The organism is Undibacterium sp. Tian12W (genome assembly GCF_049339405.1).
Taxonomy (GTDB): Bacteria; Pseudomonadota; Gammaproteobacteria; order Burkholderiales; family Burkholderiaceae_D; genus Undibacterium.
Genome location: NZ_JBMPPK010000004.1, coordinates 295397 through 319565 on the forward strand (window position 1 = coordinate 295397; position 24169 = coordinate 319565).

The window sequence follows — 24169 nt, forward strand, 5'->3', positions numbered from 1 at the left end:
AAGCCTGTCAGGCTTCTGGATTGATATCGACTTTATACAGGCTCTTGCCATCGATGTCGTGGATGGACACGGTCATTGCCTTGGTCTTGGCATCAATTTTCGCAATACCAAAGAATTGCAGCAATTCTGCCGGTGAGCGGTTTTGTTTCATTCCCTGTGGCACGCTGACGTATTTCACGTCGGGTCCAAAGGTTTGATCGACTTCATTCGGGCCAAAGGTACCCGCATTCAAGGGGCCGCCGACAAATTCCCAGAAGGGTTTGAAGTCGGTAAATTTGGCTTTCTCCGGCGTGTAATAAGTCGCCGCTGCATAGTGGACATCGGCAGTGACCCAGACCACGTTCTTGATATTGTGCTGCTTGATGAATTTGAGTACCTCGGCAATTTCGAGTTCACGTCCCAGTGGTTTGCCGTTGTCGCCATTGGCCCAGGCTTCATAAGTGCCTTTGGGTACATCAGGGTTCAGGTCTGGTACGACAATGGAGATGGGCATGTCGCTGGCGATGACTTTCCAGGTAGCGCGTGAACGCAGCAATGCCTGCTTCAGCCATTGCAGTTGCGGCTTGCCGAGGAAGGCGGCATCCTCATTCAGTGTCGTTTGCAGATTCGGTGAATTCTTGCCACGGTAGCTACGCTCATCGAGCATGAACACTTCCAGCAAGGGGCCGTAACTGAACATGCGGTAGATGCGGTCAGGATCATGCTGGTCTATGCGGTAGGGATTATATTCAAACATGGCCCTGCGTGCATTGGTTGCCAGGGTATTCAAATCACGCTGCTGGTAACGTCTTTCTGCTTCGCCGATTTGCTGGCCTGGGTACCAGTTATTGCGTACCTCATGGTCATCCCATTGCACCAGGAAGGGTACTTCGGCAGCAAAGCGGCGCTTATTGGCGTCCAGGAAGTTATAGGCAAAATTGCCACGATAATCGTCCAGGGTTTCTGCGACTTTGGATTTGGCGGGTGTGGTGATGTTATTCCAGAGGCTGCCATCATCCAGTTTGACTTGCGCCTGTATAGGTCCGTCTGCATAAATCTGGTCGCCTGAGTGAATGAAAAAATCAGGCTGGAAGCGGCGCATGCTTTCATAAATACGGTAACCGCCAAAAGCTTCGTTAATGCCCCAGCCCTGGCCCGCTTCATCACCAGAAAATGCAAAAGTGATGTCGCGCTCTTTGCCGCCTGGCAGCAGCAAACTGCCCTGTAATGCTTCGCTGATAGCAGACGGGTTTTGCAGGTCCTGGAAACGCACGCGGTAATAAGTGCGCTGGCCTGCGGGCAAGCCACTCAAGTCTATGCGTGCTGTGTAATCTGTGCTGGGCAATGCCACTGGGCCATTGAGGCTGGAAGCATTTTTGAATGCTTCGTTATTCGCGTATTCCAGCAGTATGCGCGCGGGCCTGTCGGTGCGGCTCCAGATGATGGCTTTGTCGCGTGTGATGTCGCCGCTCATGACGCCACAGGGCAATTGCGGACGCAGCTTGTCTGACGTGATGAGTGCCGGCGCAGTTTGTGCGCGTACTAGTTTTGGCAGGCCGGTTGCTGCGATGATGGCAGCAGCGCTGGCGCTGGCATTGCACAGGAACTGGCGGCGTTCCAGTTCACTCTTGTTTGGCTTGCGATCCTTGGACATGGCTTTTCCTTACGGAGACTTTAGATGGCCTTATTCTAAAGTGCCAGTATGACCAAGACATGTCAATGCAGATGCAGACTTCACTTAATGTGCTGCCGTAGCCGCAGTAAATAATTCATCGTCCCGTCTGCGTTTGCGAAAGTCAAACACGGTGGCAAGCGTTACGACCAGCATGCCTGCTGGCAGCAGCCAGGCGCATATCAGGATAATCCAGCCCAGATAGGGTGAGCGTTCGATTGCGCCGTGATAGGGCGTAAACGCAGGGGCACTTGCCGCAGTTGAGTTGGCCGCATGATCCTGAATATTGACCATGAGTACAGGTAAGTCCTTATCGCTATTGATCGCGGGAGGCAAAGTAGCCGTTGCGTAAGAAGCCAGCATCATGCTGACAAAAAAGCAGAGGACGCGAAGATAGCTGGAGTGGCTGTATTTGCGGTGCATGGCTTGTTCGTCATTCGTAAGGTGTCAGTTCATATTTAATAGGACTTACGCAAAATTGGCCTGGACGATTTTTGCTTCGGCCATGTACAGATCACAATGAGCACAATGAACGCAATAAATACAGAGTACCCCAAACCGTCATTCCCGCATGCTTTTAGCGGGAATCCATCGTTGATCAACCGTAGACCGATGGGGCCGATCAGGCATGGATACCCGCCTGCGCGGGTATGACAAATTGGGAAGTACGGCTGGCTGCAAGTTTGGGACGGTTTTGCGTAAGTTCTATTTAAAAAAACTGCCTTACCTGTCGCAGGTACCGCACGACAGGCAGGCAGAAAAACGGGAAGCGGCAAAGTGGGAAAGACATCGGGGAAGGCATGCCTTGTTGTTTCCCTTCCTGATTAATCTATCTTCCAGACATATTGCACCTTGGTCCAGCTTTGCTGTGCTACCCCATCGATGGTGCCGGGTGTGAAGCGACACAGTGACAGAGCCTGGCTGGCTGCTTTGTCAAGATCGCGTGAGCCACTGCTACCCTCTGTTTTGGTTTCAAGCACGCGCCCATCTGTACCTATCAGCATGGCTAGTGTCACTGTCCCTGTCTCTCCAATACGTATCGACCTTGCTGGATAGGCGGGCTTTTCACAACGGCTCATATCGACGACGGCTGCAACATGGACCGGGTTCTTTACTACTTGAGTGCCTGTCCCGGTACCGCTACCCGACACGCCTGTGCCTTCAATGACTTTTCCTGTATTGCCTTCATCTGTTTTGCCACCACGGTCTACAGGAGGGGTAATGGGCGGCGGATCGCCGATTACATCTGTCGGAGGAAGGACCGGTGGATTGATGGGAGGCGGTAAAGTGTCTCGTGTAGGTGGAAAATAATCGGGTTCTACAGATTTGGGTTTTTCAGGTTCGTGAATAGACTTGGGTTCAAAAAAAACTGGCGGGCTGACTTTGATCTTCATGCTGTTAAGCAAAGCAGCCAACAAGGCCACATGCAGCACGGCGACTACACCCAAACGTGACATGCGCTTGAAGGGATGTTGCTGGTTTTGTGTAAATTCCATTTTGTTCTCCAGGTTTGGGATCTGGCCCGGCGTGGTGCAAGCACATGCCGGGGCTGGCTTGGAGATGCAACTGTTTTTGCCGTTTCTTAACTGTGGAAGTAGTTGAAAATAGCATTAATGTGCAATCCATGTGCTTTAAGATAGCAATAAAAATGTCACTTGAAAAGCATTTATTTTATTTATTTTGTGGTTTGCAGATTCTCAGACAATGTATTTGTTATTAATTTAATCATTTCAATATCGCTTGAACGGAAAAATATATCCGCTTCATTTCTGCTTGCTGCTCTGGTTACCGCTGCAGCCGGGATTGAAAAACCAAGTTAATAATCGCCTTTGACACTATGGCGCATACTTTATGCGCTGCTGCTAATGCAATTGCTAGTAAAAAGCATTACTATTGCGTTTGATGAGTAAATAACTCTGCTAATTTATAAGGTGTTGTAATTATGCAAAATGGCATACGGGTATTGCTGGCTGATGATCATCCCATCGTGATGACGGGTTTTGCCATGTCGCTGGGTAGTCTGGGGATTAGCGTGCTGGGGCAGGCCAGGACGCCGCAAGAAGCGTTTGAGCAATATGCCGCTTTGAAACCGGATGTTGTGATACTGGACATACGCTTTGGTGCCGACCTGACTGGCCTGGATGCGGCGCGCGATATCCTTGCGCAATTTGCCGATGCAAAGATTATCTTCCTGAGTCAGTTTGATCAGGATGCGCTGATCAAGGAGGCTTATCGCCTCGGTGCCAAGGCTTTTGTGACCAAGGACTGTGACCCGGCTGATCTGGCAACCGCTGTGCAGCGCGCCCATCAGGGGGAATTGTATTTCCTGCCGCAGATCGCAGAGCGTCTGGCGAATCTGTCGGTGCGTGGTGATGAATCACCGCAATCATTATTGAATGAGCGTGACCTTGAAATCTTCAAACTCATGGCAGAAGGGCTGACCAATGCCGAGATCGCCGAGCGGCTGGACCTGTCATTGAAAACAATCAGCAATGTCAGCCAGGCCATCAAGGAAAAACTGGGTGTACACCGTCCTGCCTACATCACCAAGCTGGCGGTGAAACATGGATTGATTGCACCGTGATGCTGTTGCAGACAAAGTTACACGCATTAGTATCCGCCTTGATCAAGGCAGTGCCGCAATGAATTTTGCCGCGCTGCTCTGGCGCAACTGGGATTTGCGCTCGCGCCTGTTTCTTATCATCTTCGTGCCAGTGATCTACATGTTTTGCTCGGTAGTCTGGTATTCCTATCAGTCGCGCCTGCAAGAGGGCAAGGCAGAATTGCTGGAGCGTGCGTATGTGATCTCCACAGCACTGGCCGAGAGCGTGGAATACAACCTGCTGACCAAGAACCTGCCCGGCCTGAAAAGCACCATGACGGATGTCATGTTGTCAGACCGCAGCATTGCCAGAATAGATGTGCTTGATACAAACAAGAAGGACATCTTGCACATTATTTCTACAGAAAAAGTTCAGCAAGCGGAACATTCGGTAGAAGTACCGGTCAGACGTCAACTGGTATGGGTAAATTTGCTGAAAGAATCCCGGACTTCAAAATCAGGCGTCCTGCCGCTGACGACGGCCAGCACCGAAAGCAAGGACGCAGACATACTGGGCTATATCAGGGTCACGATGTCGGCGACGCGCATGCTGGCCAAACATAGCCAGCGCTTCATGTTTGAACTGGCGATGAGCGGGCTGGCTTTGTTTGTCAGCGCGGTGCTGGCAGTCTATCTTGCATTGAGCCTGACACGGCCCTTGCAAAAATCCATAGAAACCCTGCGTGAGATACGTGAAGGTGATTATTCGAGTACGCTGGAAGTGACTACGGGTGGCGAAATAGGGGACTTGCAGATTTCCATCAATGCCATGTCCATCAGCCTGCAACAGGCCAAGCAGGATCTGGAAAACAAAGTGCAGGAAAGAACGCGTGATTTGATGGAGTCGCGCAATGAAGCGTTAAAGGCCAATGCAGAGAAACGCAAGCTCATACAAAAGGTGCACAGCATAGTAGAAGATGAACGCAAGAGTATCGCCATAGAAATACATGATGAACTGAATGCCTCGTTGATTGCAGCGAGGCTGGAAGCTCAGCGCATACAGCACCTTGCTGCGCAGATGGCCGCTGGTGGTGCCAGTGAAGAAATTCAGGAACGCGCCAGAGCCATCACCAAACTGACGCTGGATTTATACGCTAACGGTCGCAACCTGGTGCGTCGCCTGCGGCCTGAAGTATTGGATATGCTGGGCTTGCAAGGTGCGGTCGAAGACATGCTCAGGCATTACAACAGCAATGTGCCTGGCTGCCAGTTTCATTTTGATAGCGACGGGGATTTTTCGGGATTGGATAGCGGGCTGGCAATTTCAGTTTATCGCATCATACAAGAAGCCTTGTCCAACGTCATGAAGCATGCCGGGGCGACGCAAGTGGAAGTGGCCCTGACCATGCTGGAAGAGCAAAAGAGTTTGCAGATAGAGGTCAGCGACAATGGCGTGGGTTTTGATATACACCACAGCTCTGCTGGCATAGGTATCACGGGTATGCGCGAGCGTGTGGTGGCTTTTAATGGTGAGATTGAATTGCAGTCCTCTGCCGCAGCCGGGACGCAATTGCTCATACGCTTTCCGCTCGCATGAACCTGGACTAGGGGATGAGGGATAAGGAAATATATAAGGGATACGCAGGATGAAATTCTTGTTCAGAATATCAGTTGTCAGCATCGTGTTGTTTCTATTGATTGCTATGGCGGTACAGCAGGACTGGATATCTGCTTCTGCTGCGGCATATCTGGTTTTCTTTGTGGGATTTGCTGCCCTGGCTGTATGGATATTTTTCAGGGTATTTTCAAACGCTTCAACACAAAAAGAAAACCTGGTTGCATGCCCGGCATGCAGCATGCGTACGGATAGTCAGCGCGAGGCATGCATGTGGTGTGACCAGGGCTTGCCCGATAGTTAAAAAAGCGGAGCACAACATCTTGCTTGCCTGATGTTGCGCTCCGCCGGGAATGACTTACTGCTGGTCAGGCGAATTAATTCAGACCAAGAAACTGATTTAAATCTGCCATTTCCTGATGCCAGCTTGCCTGTTGTTGCGGCTTTTGGTGTCTGGGTTTGCGTGCCAGATCAGCCTGCAATAATTCTTCCAGTTCACATAGCCTTTGCAAAGCCAGCTCTGTATCACTGAGCACTGTCTCACCCACTTTGTTATTCGCTATCTCAGGTGCAGCCAACATCGCCCGCCCCGTTTCAGAGACAGGCTGTTTTTGCCGCAGGCATTCATAGGCACTTTCTGCATCCAGCCACCTTTCCAGGCGACCATCCTGTATTACCCAGAATTCCTGGCAACTTTGCTCTATCAAATCGCGGTCATGCGATACCAGCAAAAAGCCACCGGCAAATCCTGCCAGTGCTTCTGTCAATTCCTGCTTGCCCTGCATGTCCAGATGGTTGGTTGGTTCATCGAGAAACAGCAAATGGTAGCTGGCCAGCGAGAGTGCCAAAAACAACAGACGTGCCCGTTCACCACCACTCAGCGATGCCACTTTTTGTTGATGCCGGTGATAAGGAAATCCTGCCGAGATCAGTGCCTGCTTGCGTGCCAGTTCTGTCCTGGCAGTATCAGAGCCAGCGACAAAGGGATACAGCGCATCCGGCAGGCTGGCATCGCTGTTCAGTTGTTGCAAAGACTGGTCGTAATAACCGATCTGCGCTGTCGCATGCCAGCTGATGTGTTCGCTGTCCTGTCCTGACTTTTGGTCTGGTTTCTGGTCTGATTTTTGGACTGACTCCTGGCCTGCCTGTATCGCTTGCCAGCACTGCCTGAGCAGCGAAGACTTGCCTGTGCCATTCGCGCCCAGCAAGGCAATCTTGTCACCTGGCCTTATACCGAATTGCTCCAGTTTGAACAGCGCTGGCAAACCAGGCGCTGCCCTGACTGTCAGACTATCAAGTTGCAGTAAGTGATTGGCAGGCGATGCCTTGCCATGCAATTGCAAAGTCCAGGGCTGACCTTCGGTGACTGTGGTTTGTTCTTCCTTCAGCCGGTCTGCCCGTTTTTGCATGGTCTTGGCTTTGCGTGCCAGTTTTTCATTGTCATACACACTGCCCCAGATGGCCAGACGCTTGCTACTGGCTGCCAGCCTGTCAATTTCAGATTGCTCTGCATCACGTCTGGCCTGTGCGGCTTCATCCGCCAAAGCCAGGGAGTGCAGGGCGTCAGAGCAGGGCTGGTCAAAGCTGGTGATTTGCCGGTCACGCAAGATCCAGCTTTGTCGCGTCACACGGTTCAGCAGGCGCTGGTCATGTGACACCAGCACAAATGCGCCTTTCCAGTTCAGCAAAAATTCTTCCAGCCATAACAGCGATGGCAAGTCGAGGTGGTTACTGGGTTCGTCCAGCAGCAAGAGATTGGGGTCGCGCAATAAGGCACGGCCCAACAGCAGACGGGTATGCTGTCCACCGGACAGGGATTGCACTGCAACTTCAGCAGTCGCTGCGTCTATGCCAAGTTCTTGCAAGAGACTATCGACACGCCAGTGCAATTCTGGCTGGTCATTGATCGCATCCAGCATCGCATCGTACAGGCTCAGCGCATGCAGCGCAGGTGGCAGATGTTGCTCTACATATTGCAGGCGACACAGGCGTGCCATCTGTATGCTGCCGCGATTGGCGTGGCCTTGTCCTGCCAGCAGGGAGAGTAAGGTCGATTTGCCACTGCCGTTGTGACCTATCAAGCCTATGCGTTGACCGACTTGCAGGGTGAAGTTAAGGTTTTGAAATAAAACACCGTGGTTGGTGTCGAGTTGTAATGCTTGTGCAGATAATAAGGTAGTCATGCTCTTGTCTTTGTTTTGGGATGCAAACATCCACGTCAACAGGAGCGCTAACGATAATGAGCCGAGAACTGGCCCGGAGGGTGATGGGATATATGTGCTCTCGCCTTTTATCGCTGCGCGATGGATTCAGGACAAGAGCTGGCAAAGGTACCAAAGTTGCGTATGCCGCTGATGGCATACTTTAGAACTTCCATATTTCCTCCTTTCTTGAAAAGAGTACAAATAAAATCCGATTCTATGCAAATACCGGGAGCAAAACAAGCTGGTTCTGTCCCCGGCATTGTAAGTTTTATACGGATATGCCCACGGTCAGGGTCACGACATAACCCTGTGTGGCATTGCCAGTCACGCTGACCATTTGCAGGCTGGTACCATCGCTGAAAACATTGTCTGTTGCATATGTGATCTGCGACAGGTTACGCACGCTGGTGGTGTAGCCTGTGGCCTGGTAGGCTTCGTTCAGCGTGGCCATGGGGAAGGTGAATTGCGAAGTCTTGACCTTGTTATTGGCACTGCTGATCTTGCTCACGCTGGGATAAACCTCGAAATGCACGTGAGGAATGCGTCCTGAATAGCAACCAGGGAAGATCGTGGTGAAACTGACACTGCCATTGCTGTCTGTCTCCTGCACGCCGCGCAGATAGTTTTCAGCGGTGATGCCGGATGAATACATGGAATAATTGCCATCCCTGTCACAATGCCACAGATAGATGGCATAACCCGCCAGAGAGGCGCAACTGGTTTTGGTATTCACCAATTGCAATTTGATGGTCAGGGGCACACCTGCTGCAACACCGCTGGCACCGGCAATACTGGAACGTATATCACTGCGTACTATGCCAGACAGCGCCAGCGCATTGGCAATACTGACACCATTGCTGTTACTGCCGTCACCAGGATAAGGCCCGGCTGTCTCTTCAGGTATGATGCTGCAGGAAGAAGTCGTGCTACCTGTTGTTCCCGTGCTTGTGCCTGTAGTTGTACCTGCGGTGCTTGTGCTACCCGTGGTGGTACCTGTCGTTGATGATGTCGCCGTTGAGGTGGAGGCGTCGCTGCCGCCGCCACAACCCAGCAAGGTCGCAGCGCCACCCGCCGATATCCAGCGCAGCATCTGCCTGCGTGATGCGGCTGCCTGCATCAGGGTGTGAAGATCGGTTTCCAGTTGGTTGCCATGTTTTTCCATGATGTGTTTTCCTCGCTGTGGGTATTACATTGGTGTTGCTGCATTGTGTCTTGATGACTTGTTAAGTGCAGTAAAGCAAAGGTAAAGTTAGGTAAGGATTTTGTGTCCTGGAAATTGCCTGACTGTAAAAGCAGGTAAATTTGCACGCGTATATGAATGGCTTTGCTATCATCAGTACATAGAATTCATATCCCCACACTTTATGACCAAGGTATTGCTCGCAGACGATGACGTCGAACTGGTAGGCATGCTCAAGGAATATCTTGAGCGTGAGGGTTTTGCCATTACTACCGTACATGATGGCGAACAAGCCGTGGCAGAGGCGCTATCTGGGCAGCATGCGATTGCCGTGCTGGATGTCATGATGCCGCGCATGAATGGCATCGAAGCCCTGCGCCGCATACGCGAGCACAGCCGCATGCCAGTGCTGATGCTGACCGCGCGTGGTGATGATGTCGATCGCATCATCGGTCTTGAACTGGGGGCCGATGATTATGTGCCCAAGCCATGTACCCCACGCGAATTGCTGGCCAGGCTCAGGGCCATCCTGCGCCGTACCGAGAGTGGCATGAATGCCGACCATGACCGGCTATGTCTGGTCGTTGGTGCCTTGCAGATATGGCCAGGCCAGCGCCGCGCAGAATGGAATAATAAAATGCTTGACCTGACCAGTACTGAATTCACCCTGCTGGAGTTATTAGCAAGAAATGCCGGACAAACTGTCAGCAAGAATGAATTGTCCGAGCAGGGCCTGGGCCGCCCACTGGCCAGGTTCGACAGGAATATCGATGTTCATCTGAGCAGCATACGACAAAAGATCAGCGCCTTTGCCGATGGCCGTACTGTCATACAGACGGTATATCGCCAGGGTTATATGCTGACGCGCGATTAAGTGAATAAGCGAGTAATGATGCCTAAACTCAGTATGCTGAAACTCGGTCGCTTGTTCTGGAAATTCTTTTTCTTCATCTGGCTGGCGCAATTGACGGCCATCGCCGGTATCAGTATCACATTCTGGATCAAGCGCAGCAATGAAGACATGGCCAGGGCTGCGGCAATCGCTGTGCAGCCCGACAAACCCCAGCATGAAGAAAGGCGCGGTCCTGGCCCCGGCTCTGGTCCTGGCCCCGGCTCCGGCCCTGGTTCTGAATTCAAACATGGTCCCGGTCCGGATTTCCGTAATGCAGCCAGACCCGGTGGTCCGCCTGGTGAGCCTGGGCCGGTGCCTATGGGTATGCGCAAGCCACCGCATGATGGTGGCGATTCGCGTGCCTTTATTCCCATGGTAGTTGCCTTGTTTGCCAGCCTGCTGTTTGCGGCCCTGATGGCCTGGTATATGTCCAAGCCCATACGCAGGCTCAGCGAGGCTTTTCATGAGCTGGCAGGCGGCAAACTACAGGCGCGCATAGGAGACAGCATGGGTAAGCGCAAGGACGAATTGACAGAGCTGGGGCGTGACTTTGACCGCATGGCCGAGCAGTTGACAGGTTCCCTGCAAAACCAGCGTCGCCTTTTGCATGATGTGTCGCATGAATTGCGCTCACCGCTGGCACGTTTGCAGGCAGCGATAGGTCTGGCACGACAACAGCCAGACAAGGCAGAAGAATACATGGTGCGCATGGACAGGGAAGCCGTGCGCATGGATAAACTGGTCGGTGAAATCCTGACACTGTCGCGTCTCGAAGCGGGTGCCCATGCAGGGCAAGACCTGATACACATGGATGAATTATTCGCTGACCTGACTGACAATGCCCACTTTGAAGCGAAGACCGCAGGCAAGGCGTTCAAGACAGAATATTCTGCCGATGCCATCAGCAAGGTGTGCGTGCTGGGGCGCTATGAATTGCTGCACCGGGCGATGGAAAATGTCTTACGCAATGCGATACGACATACCCGTCCCGATACTGCCGTGACTCTACACGCAGAAATACTGGGTACACATTTACATGTGTCCATCCTGGATGAAGGTGAAGGCGTGCCGGAAGCCGAATTGCAGAGCATCTTCCAGCCTTTCTACCGTAGTGTGCTGGCAGAACAAAGTAGCGAAGGTTATGGCCTGGGGCTGGCGATTACCCAGCGCGTGATACAGGCGCATGGTGGCAGCATCACGGCCAGCAATCGCCGTGCCGCCGGGCTGTGCATGTTGATGGTTTTGCCAATGGCATTTGCTTAATTTGCTTAGAGTGATACAGGCAGGAACAGGCTGACGTTCAGGCCGCCGCCTTCACGGTTTTGCAGGCTGATCCTGCCGCCATGTGCTTCTATGATTTCACGCACCAGTGCCAGGCCCAGGCCTGTGCCACTACGTTTGGTGGAGTAAAAGGGGATCAGGGCATTCGACATCACCGTATCTGTCATGCCGCTGCCCCTGTCCATGACTTCTATGCGTATGATGCCTTGCAAGTTGCGTATGTTTAGAAATACTTCATCTTCCCGTGAGCCAGACTCATGGGCATTTTTTAACAGGTTCAGCAACGCATGTTCCATTTGTGCCCTGTCGAGGTTGACAGCTTCTTCAGGCAAGCTGTCAGTCACGGTGAAGATGACTTGTGACTTCAGACCAGCGATAAAGCTATCCCAGTGCGTACTCTCCAGCCTCGGTGTCGGCAGTTTGGCGAAGCGTGCATAACCATCGATAAAACTTTCCAGATGGCGGGTGCGTTCTTCTATCGTGAGCAAAATACCGGGTAGGCGCTCGGTCTGGCCACGGCCTACCAGCACCGCAGCAGAATTCGCCAGCGAGGCTATCGGTGCCAGCGAGTTATTGAGTTCATGACTGATCACACGTATGACTTTTTTCCAGGTCTGCACTTCCTGGCGGCGCAATTCCACCGTCAGGTGGCGCAGCAAAAATAATTCATGATGACGGCCATTCAGGCTGAAGTGGCGGCGCGCCAGGTGATACACCTCTTCCTCTTCTTCGGCATCTTTGGCAGCTACTGTGAACAAGCCATCGCCACCGCGCAGTATGGCTTCCCGCAATGAGGCCGAGACTTGTGTCATCACCTCATTGAAACTGAAACCTTCTAGCTTGCGCCCCTGGTTCAGCAATTGCCTGGCCGCGATATTGGCGAAGACGATGGGGCCATGGTCAGCCACAAGCATCATCGCTACCGGCGTGTTCTGCACCATGCTATCAAGCAGCAATTCACGCTGTACCAGATTCAATCTTTGCTTGCGCAAGACATCGCCCAGTGCATTATGGGCATCTACCAGTTCACCCAACTCGTCTTGCAAGGGCCAGTGCACACCGATGGAAAAATCATTGTCCTGATAACTGATGACCGTGCCAGCCAGGGTGTGGAACAAACGTATCATGGCTTGCAACTGGCTGCGCAACAGAACCAAGCCTGTTGGCAAGACAATCAATAGACTGAGGCCGGTAGCCAGCCAGAGCTGGTCTGGCAGTAAATGCAGCATGAGCATGCTGACAGCAACTGCCAGCAATAATATGGCAGCCATCAACAGACTCAAACGCGTGAGCATGGAAAACAGCGGGCGCTGGCCGGGAACGCTGCCGCTTGCTGATGGAGCTTTCTGGTCTGTCATGCGCTACGGCTGATGCCCAGCCTGTCCATACGCCGGTACAAAGCCTGGCGGCTCAGTCCCAGTTCGGCGGCAGCTTGCGCTACCACGCCGTGAGCTTTTTGCAGGGAGCGTTCTATCGCCTCCTTGTCGGGCTCTTGCTCATTGACCCAGCTATTTGCCAAGGGCAGGCCAAGGTCAGTCGGCATGATTTCAGTTTTGGCGGCCAGCAGGCAGGCGCGCTGCATGACATTTTTAAGTTCCCGTACATTGCCCGGCCAGGCATATTGCACCAGTGCTGATGCCGTGCTGGGATGCAGGGTCTTGCCATTGTTGAGGAAGTATTCTGCCAGCGGCAAGATGTCGCCAGTGCGTTCTGCCAGCGTGGGTAAATGCAATTCGATGACGTTCAGACGGTATAGCAAATCCTGGCGAAAGCTGCCCGCCTTGATCATGGCTGGCAAATCAGCGTTGGTGGCGCTCAAGACACGTACCTTTACCTGTCTTTCCTTGTTCGAGCCCAGTCTTTCAAAGCGCCCGGTTTCCAGCACCCGCAATAATTTCATTTGCCCGGCGAGTGGCAGGTTACCAATTTCATCGAGGAACAGGGTGCCGCCATCGGCTGCTTCAAATTTACCTTCGCGCGCCTTGCTGGCCCCGGTATAAGCACCCGCTTCGGCACCGAACAGTTCTGCTTCTATGAGTTCTGCCGGCAGGGCACCGCAATTGAGCACGACAAAAGGGCCATCCTTGACGCTGGAATTGGCCTGTATGATTTCAGCGATCCTTTCCTTGCCTGCACCATTTGGCCCGGTGATCAGTACCGGCACGTCGGCGCGGGCGACCTGGCAAGCCATGCCCAATACCCGTTCGGTCGCAGCATCATTCCAGACCAGATTGCAGAGATTGAATTTTTGCTCGAGTTCACGCTTTTGCTTGCGTTCGCGTTGCAGCCTTTGTTGCAGGGCGCGGTTGCTTTGCCCCAGTTCTATCAGGTTCCTGACGGTGGTCAATAGTTTCTGGTCATTCCAGGGTTTGCCGAGGTAATCGGCAGCACCTGACCTGATCAGTTCTACTGCCGCATCCAGATGTGTCCAGGCTGTCAGCAAGATCACAGGTAGGTCAGGGTAGCGCTTGCGTATTTCAGTGAACAGGGCACGGCCTTCATCACCAGAGGTGGTATCGGCGGTGAAGTTCATGTCCTGTATCACCAGATCGACAGCCTGATGTTCCAGCATTGCCAGGCCCTGTTCTGGCGATGTGGCGCAGACCGCATCAATATCATGCAGGGAAAACAGCACTTCCAGTGCAACTGCGACGGTGGCATTGTCATCAATAATTAATACGGTAGGCATTGTCAGTGTTTGTGTTTTCAAAACTCAGGGGTTTTAGTACTTCAGGTACTGCGGGTAGCAGTGGCTGGTGAAATCGACGCAGCACGTGCCGCTGGTCCCACCACCGCGATGATACCAAGTATCCAGAAAATTACACTGCCTCCCAGCAAATAAGCTGCAGGCAATTTGGTCAGCTCCAGCTTGCTGACCAATAACTGGTTGAGGCCTATGGCCAGGGCAAGGCCGCAGGCGATACCAAAAGTGGTGATCATGAAATTTTCTGTGACGAAGTAACGCAACACGTCTATCTTGCGCGCACCCAGTGCACGACGCACACCGATATGCTTGCGGCGTTGCGTGACCCACAGGCTGGAAATGCCGACGATGCCGCTGGCAGTCACCAGCAAGAGCAGCACACAGACTGCAATCAGCATCCACGCCAGGCCATTGTCAGCGCGGTAGCGCCTCGACCTGTCTTCCTGAAAGCTGCGCAAATTGATGATGATAGGTGTAGCAGATGCTTTTCTCAGTGCCATCTCAACATCCTTCATGACACGTTCACGCTGGCCTGGTTCGGCGCGTACCGAATACTTGGAGTAGGGGTCATTTGACATGCGTATCGGCAAGACAACCGAGATTTCACCTTTTTCGCCAATCTGGGCAGCATGGGTTTGCAAACGGTCAAGCACACCGATGATCCTGGTCTCCTCCGCATCGTCACCTGTACCAAAATAAATGGTTTTACCAACGACACTGGCCTGACCAGGGAAAAGTTTGTCTGCAAGCGCCTTGGTAATGATGACGACATTCGGAAATTCTTTGCTGGTACTGGTATCAATTTCGCGAAATTCACCCTGATTGAAGTCTCGCCCATCGGCCAGCTTCAGGCCCCAGAGTTTCATCACGGATTCCGAGACGATATACCTCGATACATTGGCGCTGGTGGCAGCCTGTTTCCTGTCCAGCGAAACTCCCATGGCACTGCCAGACCAGGACAATGGTGTCTGGCTGACTCTTGTCACGCCCTGCACGCCAGAGACCCCGCGTATGGTTGCTTCTTCTTGCTTTTGCGTGGCGATCTGTTCAGTATGATCAGCGACTTTGCGGTTGCTGATATTGATGGAAAACAGATCGTTTTCTTCTGCGACACCGCTCGGGCGTGCTACCACTTCCATACGTAGTTTAACAATATAGACAGCGTTGGTTAAAATTGCCAGGCTGATGGCAACCTGCAGGGCCACCAGGATGGCACCGGTCTTGCTGCGCAGTAGCGCAGATAAAATGGGGCGAATTTCGAGATTGAGTTTCATGATAGCCTCATTGTGATTTGAGTTGTATGGCAGGCGTCACCTGGCATGCACGCCAGGTCGGGAACAAGCCCGCCAATATGGCAGCGGTGACTGACATCACAAAAGTAATGCTCAGCATTTGCCAGTCCATATGCGCCACGACAGTCAGTTGTTTGGATTGGTTGGCGATCAGGGCAAGTGCACCAAATGCCAGCAACAATCCCGCAACACCACCAGCCAGACCGATGACACTGCTCTCAATGAGAAATTGATTGAATATCTCTTTGCGGGATGCGCCCAGTGCACGCCGTACGCCGACTTCCGATGCCCGCACAGAAAATTTCGCCAGTAACAGACCCACGGTATTCACCAGACACAGCAACAGGAAGCCAAATGCCAGCCAGGCAGACAGTTTGTTATCGTTGCCCACTACCTTGGATTCTTCCAGCCACTCCATGACATTGAACAGTTTGTTTTTCGCCTGGCGCATGTAACGCCCAAGCTTGCGCTGCTCGGATGCATAATTGTCGAGGTAGCTTTGCAGTTCAGGGCGTTGGCTTTCTGACTTTAATTCAAACCAAAAGCTCAGCCATGTACATTCAGAATCCAGTCGCCCTTGCCAGCCAGGCGCTGTATCGCCAGTGCAGCCCATACCGCCTGCATGGGTAATTTCATGCCGGATGGCGCTGGCCAGGGGGATGAAGAAATCTTCCTGCACGCCAAAGGTGGCATTGCGGTAAAAGCGCGGGCTTGGTTCCCAGGTGTCGAGTACGCCGACGATCTGGAACTGATGTCCTATCATGGTCAGGTACTGACCAACAGGATTGGTATTGCCGTACAGCTTGTCTGCCATTTTTTTTCCGAGTACGACAACGTCGGCGGCTTTTGCATCGTCGTTCTCAGTCCATCCCTGGCCATGTAAAAACGGCGTGTCAAACATCGCGAAAAAATCCTTGGTGACGGCGGCACCTTCCGGCTCTATCGCAGGCAAGTCTTTGCGTGCTGGTTCTATGGCCATCAATATGCCATACATGGCCGTACGTCTCTCTCCAATTTTTGCCGGAAGATGATTCATGACATCCCGGTAACTCATCTGGGTATCATTCGGCTTGTCGTCCGGCGTGTAGCCTTTTAATGGACCATTGTCCATCCAGGGTGTGAACAGGCGATTGCTCTTGTGTGGTATCGGGTCACCCGACATCACATGCAAGATCGTCAGGGTGGAGATACTGGCGGCAACGCCAACTGCCAGGGTCAGCACCATCAGGGCAGTCAGGGCCGGATTACGGCGCAGGCTGCGTATGCCGAGTAAAAAATAATAACGAAACATCATGCGGCTCCTCAGGCGACTGCCGAACTATCGACTTCATTGGCTGAACCGCTATCGGTCTTGGTTTCAGCTTTGGCATCGTAAAGTGATGGCAGCTTGCGCACCAGATCACTGACCTGTCCATCAATAATATGCACATTGCGCTGGGCCCGTACGGCCAGTTCAGGGTCATGCGTTACCATCAGGATGGTCGTGCCCTTGGCATTGATTTCTTCCAGCAATTCCATGACGCTGCGTGCCATCTGGGTATCGAGGTTACCGGTAGGTTCATCGGCCAGCAGCAGTTTTGGTGAACCAGCCAGGGCGCGGGCAATCGCCACACGCTGTTGCTGACCACCAGACAATTCAGCCGGATAATGCTTCATGCGTGAAGCCAGGCCAACCTGTGCCAGTGCATCCTCTATGCGTTCCTTGCGTTCAGCCGTATTGAAGCCGCGATAGCGCAAAGGTACATCGACATTGTCGAACAGGTTCAGGTCAGGGATCAGGTTGAAACCCTGGAAAATGAAACCCAGTTTTTCATTACGCAAACGGGTACGGGCATTGTCATTCATGCCGTTGACGTTGATGCCATCGAGCAGATAATCGCCGTCATTGAATTCTTCCAGCAAACCGGCAATATTCAGAAAGGTGGTTTTGCCAGAACCGGATGGCCCGGTCACGGTGACGAATTCACCCTCCTTGACATGTATGTCAAAGCCGCGCAGTGCATGCGTTTCGATCAGATGCGTACGGTAAACTTTGCTGAGGTTTTTCATGCGTAACATGGGATATTCCTTCTTAAATTAATTGTTGATATTAGTTATTGATCAGTTGTTAATCAGTTATTAATCGAAACGCTGTTCGCGCTTTCAAATGTATCGGTACCGGATATCACGACTTTGTCGCCGTCTTTCAAGCCACTGAGAATTTCTACTGCAGAGATACTGGTAGCACCCATTTTGATGGGGCGGCGCTGGGCAACACCGTTTTCGACGACATAGGCAAAACGTCCGCCGTCTGCTTCGACAAAGGGGCCGCGTGGCAAGATCATGACATTTGCTTTTTCTTCCATCAGCAAACGGGCTGAGACGCGCTGGCTTTGACGCATACCTTCAGGCTGTTTGTCGCTGAAACGCACTCTGGCAAGTATCTGGTTCTTTACCACCTCTGGCGAGATGGCGGTCAGGGTGCCCATGACCTTGTTATTGTTGATCATGATTTCTGCCTTCATGCCCAGGCCAAGGTCTGTCATATACGATTCCGGGATTTCGACTTCGACTTCAAGCTGCGACAGATCAACCAGTGTCATCAAAGCTGTATTGGCGGCCACTACGCTGCGGTTGGAAATCGCCAGGCTGCCGATGATGCCATCGACAGGTGCACGCAGTTTCAATTCATCGACACGGCGTTTGGCAAAGTCCAGGGAGAGGCGCTGGCGCTGCAACTGGCTCATCTTGGTTTTTAATTCCAGCGTCACATCTTCGTTTTCCAGGTCTGCAGCCTGGGCTGCATGCTTGGAACGGATTTCTGTGGAATGCATGGCATCCTGGGCTTTCAGGAAATCATTCTTGGCAACCACGCCAACAACGCCCGCAGCTTCTATACGCTGGAAGGCGCGCTGGGCTGCCACACGGTCTATCTCGGCCTGGTCGGCATCACGTCTGGCGATCAGTTTTTGTTTCTTCGCGAGGATTTGCTGGCGCGCGACTTCTGCTTCCAGTTGCTCGGTATTTGATTGTTCGCGTTTGAGCTGGTCGTTGAGATCAGGGGACTCTATCTCAGCGACGATATCACCTTTCTTGACGGTGTCGCCCGCATTGGCTTTCAGCGTCACCGTGCCACCGGCGCTGGAGTACAAGGTCGGGCTGATGGCGGCAACGATACGACCATTGACTGCCGCATCCCTGACCAGGGTGCCGTGGCTGACGGTGGCAATGCGCAAGCGTGATGCGCTGACAGACTGGCTGCTGCTGCGCCAGGCCGACATCAGCAATACCAGGCCAGTGACGCCCACCAGCGTGGCGACGCCAGCAATGATAATGCGCTTGCGTTTTTGTCCCTTATTGGCGGCCAACACCGTATCCTGGCCTGAAGTGTCTCTTATCATGATGTTTCCATTAAACAGTTTGCATACTGTTTAGCAGAAAGCGTGCCAGTTTTAAGTCATTGATTTATATGGGTATTTTATTGAGGCCTGATTGTCCACACTGTCCGCAGCCTTGTCCGTACAGCTAAGCGTACACAATAAAAAAATCCCGCCTGGACGGGATTCTTGCTGGGGTAATCAGAACAACAGATTTATTGCAAGGCCTGTTGATGCCGCATGACCTGATGCCTGTGCCAGTAATGGCCAGAGACGTTCTTGAATTCTTCGCGCACTTTCTTGATACCGGCGAGTTTTACCTTGGTCGATTTGGCACCCAGCATGCCTTTTTCAGGGTGCTTGATGGTCAGGGTATCTGACAGCATGCCATCTTCGTATTCATAGGTATCTACCCTGTCCCAGGCCAGCGGCTCGGTTTCATCGGGCAAAATCCAGCCTGCATAGGTCACTTGTATGGCTTTGCCTTCGTTCAGGGAAAATTCCACCGGTGGGAAGTAGCGCAACACCAGCGCCTGTTCTTCTTCATTGGCTGGTTCATAGCGGTAGGCCAGACTGTGTTCATGCGCCTGTGAAAAATCTTCTTCATAGCTGGTCCACAAACGCGCTTCAATTTCGTCGGCAACCTGTATATCGGCTGCCCAGGTTTGCGCCGGTATGCTGGTGACGATGGCACCGTAATCAGCTTCGGCTATCACATGGCCAACGTTTTTCATGCGCTCCGTCATCTTGGGGTGGCTGTCGTAAGGGTGCGGCACGCTCGCATGTTTCATGGTGTCAATGAAGGCGGACGAGCGCGCATATGGATGCAGGCCGGACGCCACAAATTGTGCTATCCCTACACTGGCACCATGTCTTTCGTTGCGTGAAAACAGCTGGTTTTCGATTTCGTTCCTGTAATTGGCATAAGCCGCAATTTTGATTAGTGAATAAGTGACTGCAGCAGGTGCAATCACCTTCGCGGCGATGCGGTCTGCCAAAAATTCACGGTCACGGCTATTGCGGGCAGAGGCAATTTCAAAAATCATGCGATACAAACACATGAGATAAAACACGGTAGGCACATGGGCGCTACGCATCTCATAACAATATTGATCATATTGTGCCAGCTTGGGCCCAAGCGCAGCGCTGTTTGCCGTATCACCGCCACGGAAGTGCGCCAGTTCATGTGCCAGCACGGCATCCGCTTCTGACTGGCTCAGCAGGCGCAACAGTGGGATGCTGATGAACAGGCTACGCCCGCGCAAGCTCCTGCCGCTGACATTCAAGGGGGATTCAGTGACAAAGAAATTGGCATCTATACCTGCGACGATATTATCTGGCGCTGCTGTTTTCAAACGTGCCGCCAGTTCACGTACGCGTTGCCACAAACCCGGCGCTGCCTGTTCAGAAATCAGCTCACCCTGGATCTGGTGATTGTTATTAACACGTTTAAAGATGCTGACGATGACATAGAAAACCGCAATTGCGACAAAGATGACGGCGACGGCTATCAGCTTGACGGAATAGCGGTTCATGAAATACGCCGTGACCCAGAATGACAACCACATCAGCATTGCGCCCTGCGCAATTGTTCCGGCAGTGCAACTCAAGGTCAGCACACGCCAGCCTGTGACAAAACTCAGGTACTGGGCTTTTTCATTGAGAAAGGCAAAAGCACCGAGCAAGAGCACACTGATCAGCAAGACTACACCACCGGCCATGGTCCAGGCCGAGACTTTTTTGGCCATGATGAATTGCCAGTTATCTGAATAGCGTGCGCATACACGCTCCCTGTAACTGGCGGCTTCGGCTATATTGCTGTCACAAATTTTAGACGGCGGGTATTGACGAAAAAATTCTTGTTGCTGGAATTTTTCTTCAGAAGTCAGCTTGCTGTCTGTATCAATTTGCTGCGATACAAAACTGAGGAATTTTTCATCCTGTTTGTTTTCCACATGTTGAGAAAACCAGTAAGTAAACGCAGGTATCAGGAATAGCGACAGCAGAGAATACAGCAGTATTTTTGCCAAATCTTTTTTGAGAGACAATCCGGTAGACATAGGCGTAATTTATCCTGTTCATGAACATGCGGAGGGAACGATGCTGATGAACAGGCCACATATTAACCAGGCAAAAAAAGCTCAGCAGACAGGATTCCGGCAGACCTGAAAACATCGTCGTCAGATCAACAAAAGTATAAAAAGTATAGAGACATCAATTTGCTAAAACAATGAAACTAAAGTCTGCTTACAATTAATACAATTTGTGCTTTGCTGAAAAGAAATAAAACATCCGTGGCTTGTCCACAGCTTATCTACTACTTATCTACAGCCTATCTACAACTTATACACCGTTTTATACACAGGTACCGTTATGCTGCTGCGCGGCGGTTATACAGATAGCCGCAGCTCAGTGCGATTACGCCCAGCATCAGTTGCCAACTGATCGAGAAATTGTTTGCCACACCATTGAAACCGAATGCATCCATAATCGGGGCTTTTTTTGCATTCACCGCAACATAGATGCCAAACAGAAACAAGGACAAAAAAGTGCGCGGTGTCTTTGACAGGCGCCCCAGCAAACAGGCCACCGCACTCATACTGAAAATGCCACTCACTAAGGCCAGTGCCCGCATTGGCTCATGTGTTGGCTCATGCATTGATTCATGCATAAGCCAACGCAAACCGATGACACCCATCAACATCAAGCCCAGCAGTGTACTAGCTGCAAACTGCCGCAAATAACGCTGGGCAATACCGCCTGATACGGCGCCTGTCATTTCACCGGTAACAGCCTGATGGTCACGGCTGCTCAGATCACTGATGAGTATGCCCCAGATGGCGACGGTGATCGTCAATAAACCTGGCAAAACTGCGCTTGGCAAGAACATGGATAACAAGGGGATGATCAATAAGGCCAGGCCAGCGACAGGCGTGGTCGCCACTGTCAGGGCAAGGTCCGCACATATTTGCCCGGCCAGACCTGGCAAGGCTCGCGCGAGGCGAAATAGCGGTTGGCACAAGCCAGCGAAAGGGCGCAGTATTTGATTTAAATAATTAAGGGGAGAACGGCGCTTGCGGGCCTGGCTGACTTTTACCCGGTCTGGTGAAAACCTGTGGAACAAGACGATCGCTGGTAGTAGTGGCAGCAAGGCCAGCATCGCTGTGGCGCAACGCAGGGCCATTAATTTTCCGGACCACATGAAGGCGGGTAAAAGTATGGGGATGAGTTTTGCATCAAAACTGGCAGTGCCCAAAGAGATATGTCTGGTACTGACATATAACTTCAGATGTGCCATCGATGTGGCTGCACCTATGAAATCGATATACATGTAAGGATTGATTTCACCGGCAATACCGCTATCTGCTTTATCCAGCAGGGCGATTTGTGCGACCCAGACAAAAAAGAAAATCACATCGCCGAGCTTGCCCATCAAGGGTGAAAAACTGTCAAACAGGATGGCGCAACTGCAAACAAAAAATATCATGGGCAACAGCAGGGCCAGATAGGTTTGCAGATAGATGAGCAGTTCTAACGGGCCTTCACCCCGTACCAGATGACAGACCAGCATGGCACCCATAAAGGCAGTGCTTAGCACAAGCAGGTAAGCCACACCGCCCAGCCAGCGTCCCAGCAAAAAGATGCCATTGCTGACAGGAGTAGCGGCGATGACGGCACCACAGCCGCTGCGCATGTCTTCTGCAATACGGCCTCGTACCAGATAAAAACCAGCCAGGCCAAATAACAGGCTGGCCAGAGTCGCACTGCCAAAAGCCAGGGTGGAGCTGGTGTAGAGTACGCGGGTACTTTTTATGACCATCAGGGACGTACCCGATTGCGGATCAGGAATCATGACCCAGGCCAGAGCGATGACTGCCAGTATCGCGACCACGCTGCCCAGACGCCGCAGGCGCAGACGGGCTTCACTCTGTAGCAGAATGGTCAGTGTGTTCAGTGTATTTGGCAGGGAAGGGCTCATGCTGCCAGCTCCTGTACCGCATAGCGTTGTGCCATCAAGGCTTCTTCCAGGCTGGGCGTAGCATGGCGTGCGCCTGCACATGGCTGGTGTGGATGGGCAATGCGCAAGCTCATTTGATCGCCCTGTTTTTGGCTTTGCAATACATGCACTTTATTACGCAAGGTCTCATATTCATGGCTGGCAATGTCGGCAGTCCAGATTTGTCCATGCGCCTGTGCCAGGATGTCATCCGGCGTTGCATGGGCGATCAGTTTGCCCTGCCGCATGATGGCCAGTTGGCTGGCAATGCTTTCTACGTCAGAGACGATATGGGTGGACATGATCACCAGTTTCTTGAAACCCAGTTCACTCAATAAATGGCGGAAGCGCAGGCGTTCTTCCGGGTCCAGCCCGGCGGTTGGTTCATCAACGATGAGGATGTCTGGATCATTCAGCAAGGCCTGGGCAATACCCAGACGCCGCCGCATGCCGCCAGAGAAGCTTGAAGCCTGACGTTTGGCCTGTTCATGCAAATTCACCACTTCCAGCAAATGCCTGATCCTGGCTGGATCTCGCACACCCTTGAGGGCGGCAAAATACTGCATGAATTCCAGCGCTGTCAGATTGGGATAGATACCAAAGTCCTGCGGCAGGAATCCCAGACGCTGGCGTATGGCTTGCGGTTTCTTGACAATGTCCTGACCCTGGAAAAGTATGCTGCCGCTGCTGGGGCGTGTCAGGGTCGCGATCATTTGCATGAGCGTGGTCTTGCCCGCGCCATTGTGTCCTATCAGGCCGATCACACCGTGACCGAGATTGAGTGACAAATCATGGACTGCGGTCAGTTTTTTACCAAAGGTTTTTGTGACATTCCTGATTTCCAGCATCTCGCTCCCCCATCATTATTTTATTTGCATGGGCTAACTGTAGAGAAAAGCTGTTTGCTTTGCCCTGGCATTGAGACAGATTGCGTAAATCGCGGTATGAAATGGCTTTTAAATGATATGTAATCCTTGCGGACTATATTTTCTGGAAAACGGTTGATGAGGCAATACAAGCCTATACTGACTTGTCACCAAGGCCTTGGTGTTCCCAGGAGTAAATCATGAGTAAAGTTCAGCAAAGTAATAAAGAAACCAAGAAGCAGGCGGCCAGTACGCCTAAAGAAAAGAAAGCCGCCAAGCAAGCCAAGAAGGAAGCTGGAACGGCAATTCCATGGACACAGCGCACAGGCGCATAGTTTTGATCTGCACCAGGCTGGATATTTCAGCCTGGTGAGAATGGATGTAGCAAAGATAGACTATGTACGGAGTTCCTTTTAAGAGAAACTCCGCATATCAACGACACAGATCAACAAATCAAACCGGCATAAACCGCGCCAGATACTCAGGCGAATTAATAAACTGCCCGATCAGCGTCACCACATCGGTACCCGATTGCGCCAGCAGTGCATCAAACGTCGCCTGATCCGGCGCATGCCCCAGCAAACCGATG

At 52.1% G+C, this 24169-nt stretch carries 20 protein-coding genes; 6 read left to right on the forward strand and 14 right to left on the reverse strand.

Features of this window, described 5'->3' with window-relative positions; translation table 11 throughout:
- Positions 1-7 precede the first annotated feature (7 nt).
- From ACO0LI_RS07160 to ACO0LI_RS07170, 3 genes are all read right to left on the reverse strand, one after another.
- Positions 8-1633, reverse strand: coding sequence for an alkaline phosphatase D family protein (locus ACO0LI_RS07160; RefSeq protein ID WP_423031912.1), 1626 nt, complete (start codon positions 1631-1633; stop codon positions 8-10).
- An 84-nt stretch (positions 1634-1717) separates the two neighbouring features.
- On the reverse strand, positions 1718-2014 hold the full coding sequence (locus ACO0LI_RS07165; protein ID WP_423031914.1) for a hypothetical protein: 297 nt from the start codon (positions 2012-2014) through the stop codon (positions 1718-1720).
- A gap of 461 nt (positions 2015-2475) precedes the next feature.
- Entirely contained in the window at positions 2476-3147 is a 672-nt protein-coding gene (locus tag ACO0LI_RS07170; protein ID WP_423031916.1) for an energy transducer TonB, read from the reverse strand.
- 446 nt (positions 3148-3593) lie between these two features.
- Here ACO0LI_RS07170 and ACO0LI_RS07175 point away from each other — a divergent pair, with 446 nt between their 5' ends.
- The 3 genes from ACO0LI_RS07175 to ACO0LI_RS07185 are packed head-to-tail and all read left to right on the forward strand — an operon-like array spanning position 3594 to position 6112.
- Positions 3594-4235: a response regulator gene (locus ACO0LI_RS07175; protein ID WP_423031918.1), complete on the forward strand. Its 642-nt coding sequence runs from the start codon at positions 3594-3596 to the stop codon at positions 4233-4235.
- Positions 4236-4293: 58 nt separating this feature from the next.
- A complete protein-coding gene (locus ACO0LI_RS07180; RefSeq protein WP_423031920.1) occupies positions 4294-5790 on the forward strand; it encodes an ATP-binding protein in 1497 nt (498 codons plus the stop codon).
- A 58-nt stretch (positions 5791-5848) separates the two neighbouring features.
- Entirely contained in the window at positions 5849-6112 is a 264-nt protein-coding gene (locus tag ACO0LI_RS07185; RefSeq protein ID WP_423031922.1) for a hypothetical protein, read from the forward strand.
- A 73-nt stretch (positions 6113-6185) separates the two neighbouring features.
- On the opposite strand, the gene ACO0LI_RS07190 is transcribed toward ACO0LI_RS07185, so the two are convergent.
- Together ACO0LI_RS07190 and ACO0LI_RS07195 are read right to left on the reverse strand one after the other, a co-directional pair.
- Positions 6186-7991, reverse strand: a complete 1806-nt coding sequence (locus ACO0LI_RS07190) for an ABC-F family ATP-binding cassette domain-containing protein (protein ID WP_423031924.1) — start codon at positions 7989-7991, stop codon at positions 6186-6188.
- Between the two features lie 289 nt (positions 7992-8280).
- Complete coding sequence (locus ACO0LI_RS07195; protein ID WP_423031926.1) at positions 8281-9174, reverse strand: intradiol ring-cleavage dioxygenase; 894 nt, start codon at positions 9172-9174, stop codon at positions 8281-8283.
- Between the two features lie 202 nt (positions 9175-9376).
- Between ACO0LI_RS07195 and ACO0LI_RS07200 the strand changes: the two genes are divergently transcribed.
- Both ACO0LI_RS07200 and ACO0LI_RS07205 read left to right on the forward strand, forming a co-directional pair.
- Positions 9377-10066, forward strand: a complete 690-nt coding sequence (locus ACO0LI_RS07200) for a response regulator (protein ID WP_423031928.1) — start codon at positions 9377-9379, stop codon at positions 10064-10066.
- 18 nt (positions 10067-10084) lie between these two features.
- Positions 10085-11347 (forward strand): ATP-binding protein, encoded by a 1263-nt coding sequence (locus ACO0LI_RS07205; RefSeq protein ID WP_423031930.1) that lies wholly within the window; start codon positions 10085-10087, stop codon positions 11345-11347.
- A 5-nt stretch (positions 11348-11352) separates the two neighbouring features.
- Here ACO0LI_RS07205 and ACO0LI_RS07210 read toward each other — a convergent pair whose 3' ends face one another.
- The 9 genes from ACO0LI_RS07210 to ACO0LI_RS07250 form a co-directional block, all read right to left on the reverse strand.
- Entirely contained in the window at positions 11353-12723 is a 1371-nt protein-coding gene (locus ACO0LI_RS07210; RefSeq protein WP_423031932.1) for a sensor histidine kinase, read from the reverse strand.
- Complete coding sequence (locus ACO0LI_RS07215; RefSeq protein ID WP_423031934.1) at positions 12720-14054, reverse strand: sigma-54-dependent transcriptional regulator; 1335 nt, start codon at positions 14052-14054, stop codon at positions 12720-12722. Before ACO0LI_RS07215 ends, ACO0LI_RS07210 begins: the two co-directional genes overlap by 4 nt.
- Before the next feature lie 41 nt (positions 14055-14095).
- Positions 14096-15343: an ABC transporter permease gene (locus ACO0LI_RS07220; RefSeq protein ID WP_423031936.1), complete on the reverse strand. Its 1248-nt coding sequence runs from the start codon at positions 15341-15343 to the stop codon at positions 14096-14098.
- A 7-nt stretch (positions 15344-15350) separates the two neighbouring features.
- Positions 15351-16652 carry an ABC transporter permease gene (locus ACO0LI_RS07225; RefSeq protein ID WP_422954386.1) on the reverse strand — a complete coding sequence of 434 codons (1302 nt, stop codon included), beginning with the start codon at positions 16650-16652 and terminating at the stop codon, positions 15351-15353.
- A gap of 11 nt (positions 16653-16663) precedes the next feature.
- Complete coding sequence (locus ACO0LI_RS07230; RefSeq protein ID WP_422954387.1) at positions 16664-17419, reverse strand: ABC transporter ATP-binding protein; 756 nt, start codon at positions 17417-17419, stop codon at positions 16664-16666.
- A 53-nt stretch (positions 17420-17472) separates the two neighbouring features.
- The gene (locus ACO0LI_RS07235) at positions 17473-18741 is read right to left on the reverse strand and encodes an efflux RND transporter periplasmic adaptor subunit (protein ID WP_423031938.1); all 1269 of its coding nucleotides are present in this window, start codon (positions 18739-18741) and stop codon (positions 17473-17475) included.
- Between the two features lie 191 nt (positions 18742-18932).
- Positions 18933-20777 (reverse strand): M48 family metallopeptidase, encoded by a 1845-nt coding sequence (locus tag ACO0LI_RS07240; RefSeq protein ID WP_423031940.1) that lies wholly within the window; start codon positions 20775-20777, stop codon positions 18933-18935.
- A gap of 311 nt (positions 20778-21088) precedes the next feature.
- Positions 21089-22696 (reverse strand): hypothetical protein, encoded by a 1608-nt coding sequence (locus tag ACO0LI_RS07245; protein ID WP_423031941.1) that lies wholly within the window; start codon positions 22694-22696, stop codon positions 21089-21091.
- Complete coding sequence (locus ACO0LI_RS07250; RefSeq protein WP_422954392.1) at positions 22693-23562, reverse strand: ABC transporter ATP-binding protein; 870 nt, start codon at positions 23560-23562, stop codon at positions 22693-22695. The genes ACO0LI_RS07245 and ACO0LI_RS07250 overlap by 4 nt, the downstream gene beginning before the upstream one ends.
- Positions 23563-23780: 218 nt before the next feature.
- Between ACO0LI_RS07250 and ACO0LI_RS07255 the strand changes: the two genes are divergently transcribed.
- The gene (locus ACO0LI_RS07255; protein ID WP_255431525.1) at positions 23781-23915 is read left to right on the forward strand and encodes a hypothetical protein; all 135 of its coding nucleotides are present in this window, start codon (positions 23781-23783) and stop codon (positions 23913-23915) included.
- The last annotated feature ends 254 nt before the right edge of the window (positions 23916-24169 follow it).

Excerpts from the sequence above, each read along its gene's own strand:
- ACO0LI_RS07160 (WP_423031912.1), bottom strand. The coding sequence starts at position 1,633 with ATGTCCAAGGATCGCAAGCCAAACAAGAGTGAACTGGAACGCCGCCAG.
- ACO0LI_RS07205 (WP_423031930.1), top strand. The coding sequence starts at position 10,085 with ATGCCTAAACTCAGTATGCTGAAACTCGGTCGCTTGTTCTGGAAATTC.
- ACO0LI_RS07230 (WP_422954387.1), bottom strand. The coding sequence starts at position 17,419 with ATGTTACGCATGAAAAACCTCAGCAAAGTTTACCGTACGCATCTGATC.
- ACO0LI_RS07200 (WP_423031928.1), top strand. The coding sequence starts at position 9,377 with ATGACCAAGGTATTGCTCGCAGACGATGACGTCGAACTGGTAGGCATG.
- ACO0LI_RS07245 (WP_423031941.1), bottom strand. The coding sequence starts at position 22,696 with ATGAGCCCTTCCCTGCCAAATACACTGAACACACTGACCATTCTGCTA.
- ACO0LI_RS07215 (WP_423031934.1), bottom strand. The coding sequence starts at position 14,054 with ATGCCTACCGTATTAATTATTGATGACAATGCCACCGTCGCAGTTGCA.
- ACO0LI_RS07210 (WP_423031932.1), bottom strand. The coding sequence starts at position 12,723 with ATGACAGACCAGAAAGCTCCATCAGCAAGCGGCAGCGTTCCCGGCCAG.
- ACO0LI_RS07165 (WP_423031914.1), bottom strand. The coding sequence starts at position 2,014 with ATGCTGGCTTCTTACGCAACGGCTACTTTGCCTCCCGCGATCAATAGC.
- ACO0LI_RS07250 (WP_422954392.1), bottom strand. The coding sequence starts at position 23,562 with ATGCTGGAAATCAGGAATGTCACAAAAACCTTTGGTAAAAAACTGACC.
- ACO0LI_RS07225 (WP_422954386.1), bottom strand. The coding sequence starts at position 16,652 with ATGTTTCGTTATTATTTTTTACTCGGCATACGCAGCCTGCGCCGTAAT.
- ACO0LI_RS07235 (WP_423031938.1), bottom strand. The coding sequence starts at position 18,741 with ATGATAAGAGACACTTCAGGCCAGGATACGGTGTTGGCCGCCAATAAG.
- ACO0LI_RS07255 (WP_255431525.1), top strand. The coding sequence starts at position 23,781 with ATGAGTAAAGTTCAGCAAAGTAATAAAGAAACCAAGAAGCAGGCGGCC.
- ACO0LI_RS07175 (WP_423031918.1), top strand. The coding sequence starts at position 3,594 with ATGCAAAATGGCATACGGGTATTGCTGGCTGATGATCATCCCATCGTG.
- ACO0LI_RS07180 (WP_423031920.1), top strand. The coding sequence starts at position 4,294 with ATGAATTTTGCCGCGCTGCTCTGGCGCAACTGGGATTTGCGCTCGCGC.
- ACO0LI_RS07190 (WP_423031924.1), bottom strand. The coding sequence starts at position 7,991 with ATGACTACCTTATTATCTGCACAAGCATTACAACTCGACACCAACCAC.
- ACO0LI_RS07170 (WP_423031916.1), bottom strand. The coding sequence starts at position 3,147 with ATGGAATTTACACAAAACCAGCAACATCCCTTCAAGCGCATGTCACGT.
- ACO0LI_RS07240 (WP_423031940.1), bottom strand. The coding sequence starts at position 20,777 with ATGTCTACCGGATTGTCTCTCAAAAAAGATTTGGCAAAAATACTGCTG.
- ACO0LI_RS07220 (WP_423031936.1), bottom strand. The coding sequence starts at position 15,343 with ATGAAACTCAATCTCGAAATTCGCCCCATTTTATCTGCGCTACTGCGC.
- ACO0LI_RS07195 (WP_423031926.1), bottom strand. The coding sequence starts at position 9,174 with ATGGAAAAACATGGCAACCAACTGGAAACCGATCTTCACACCCTGATG.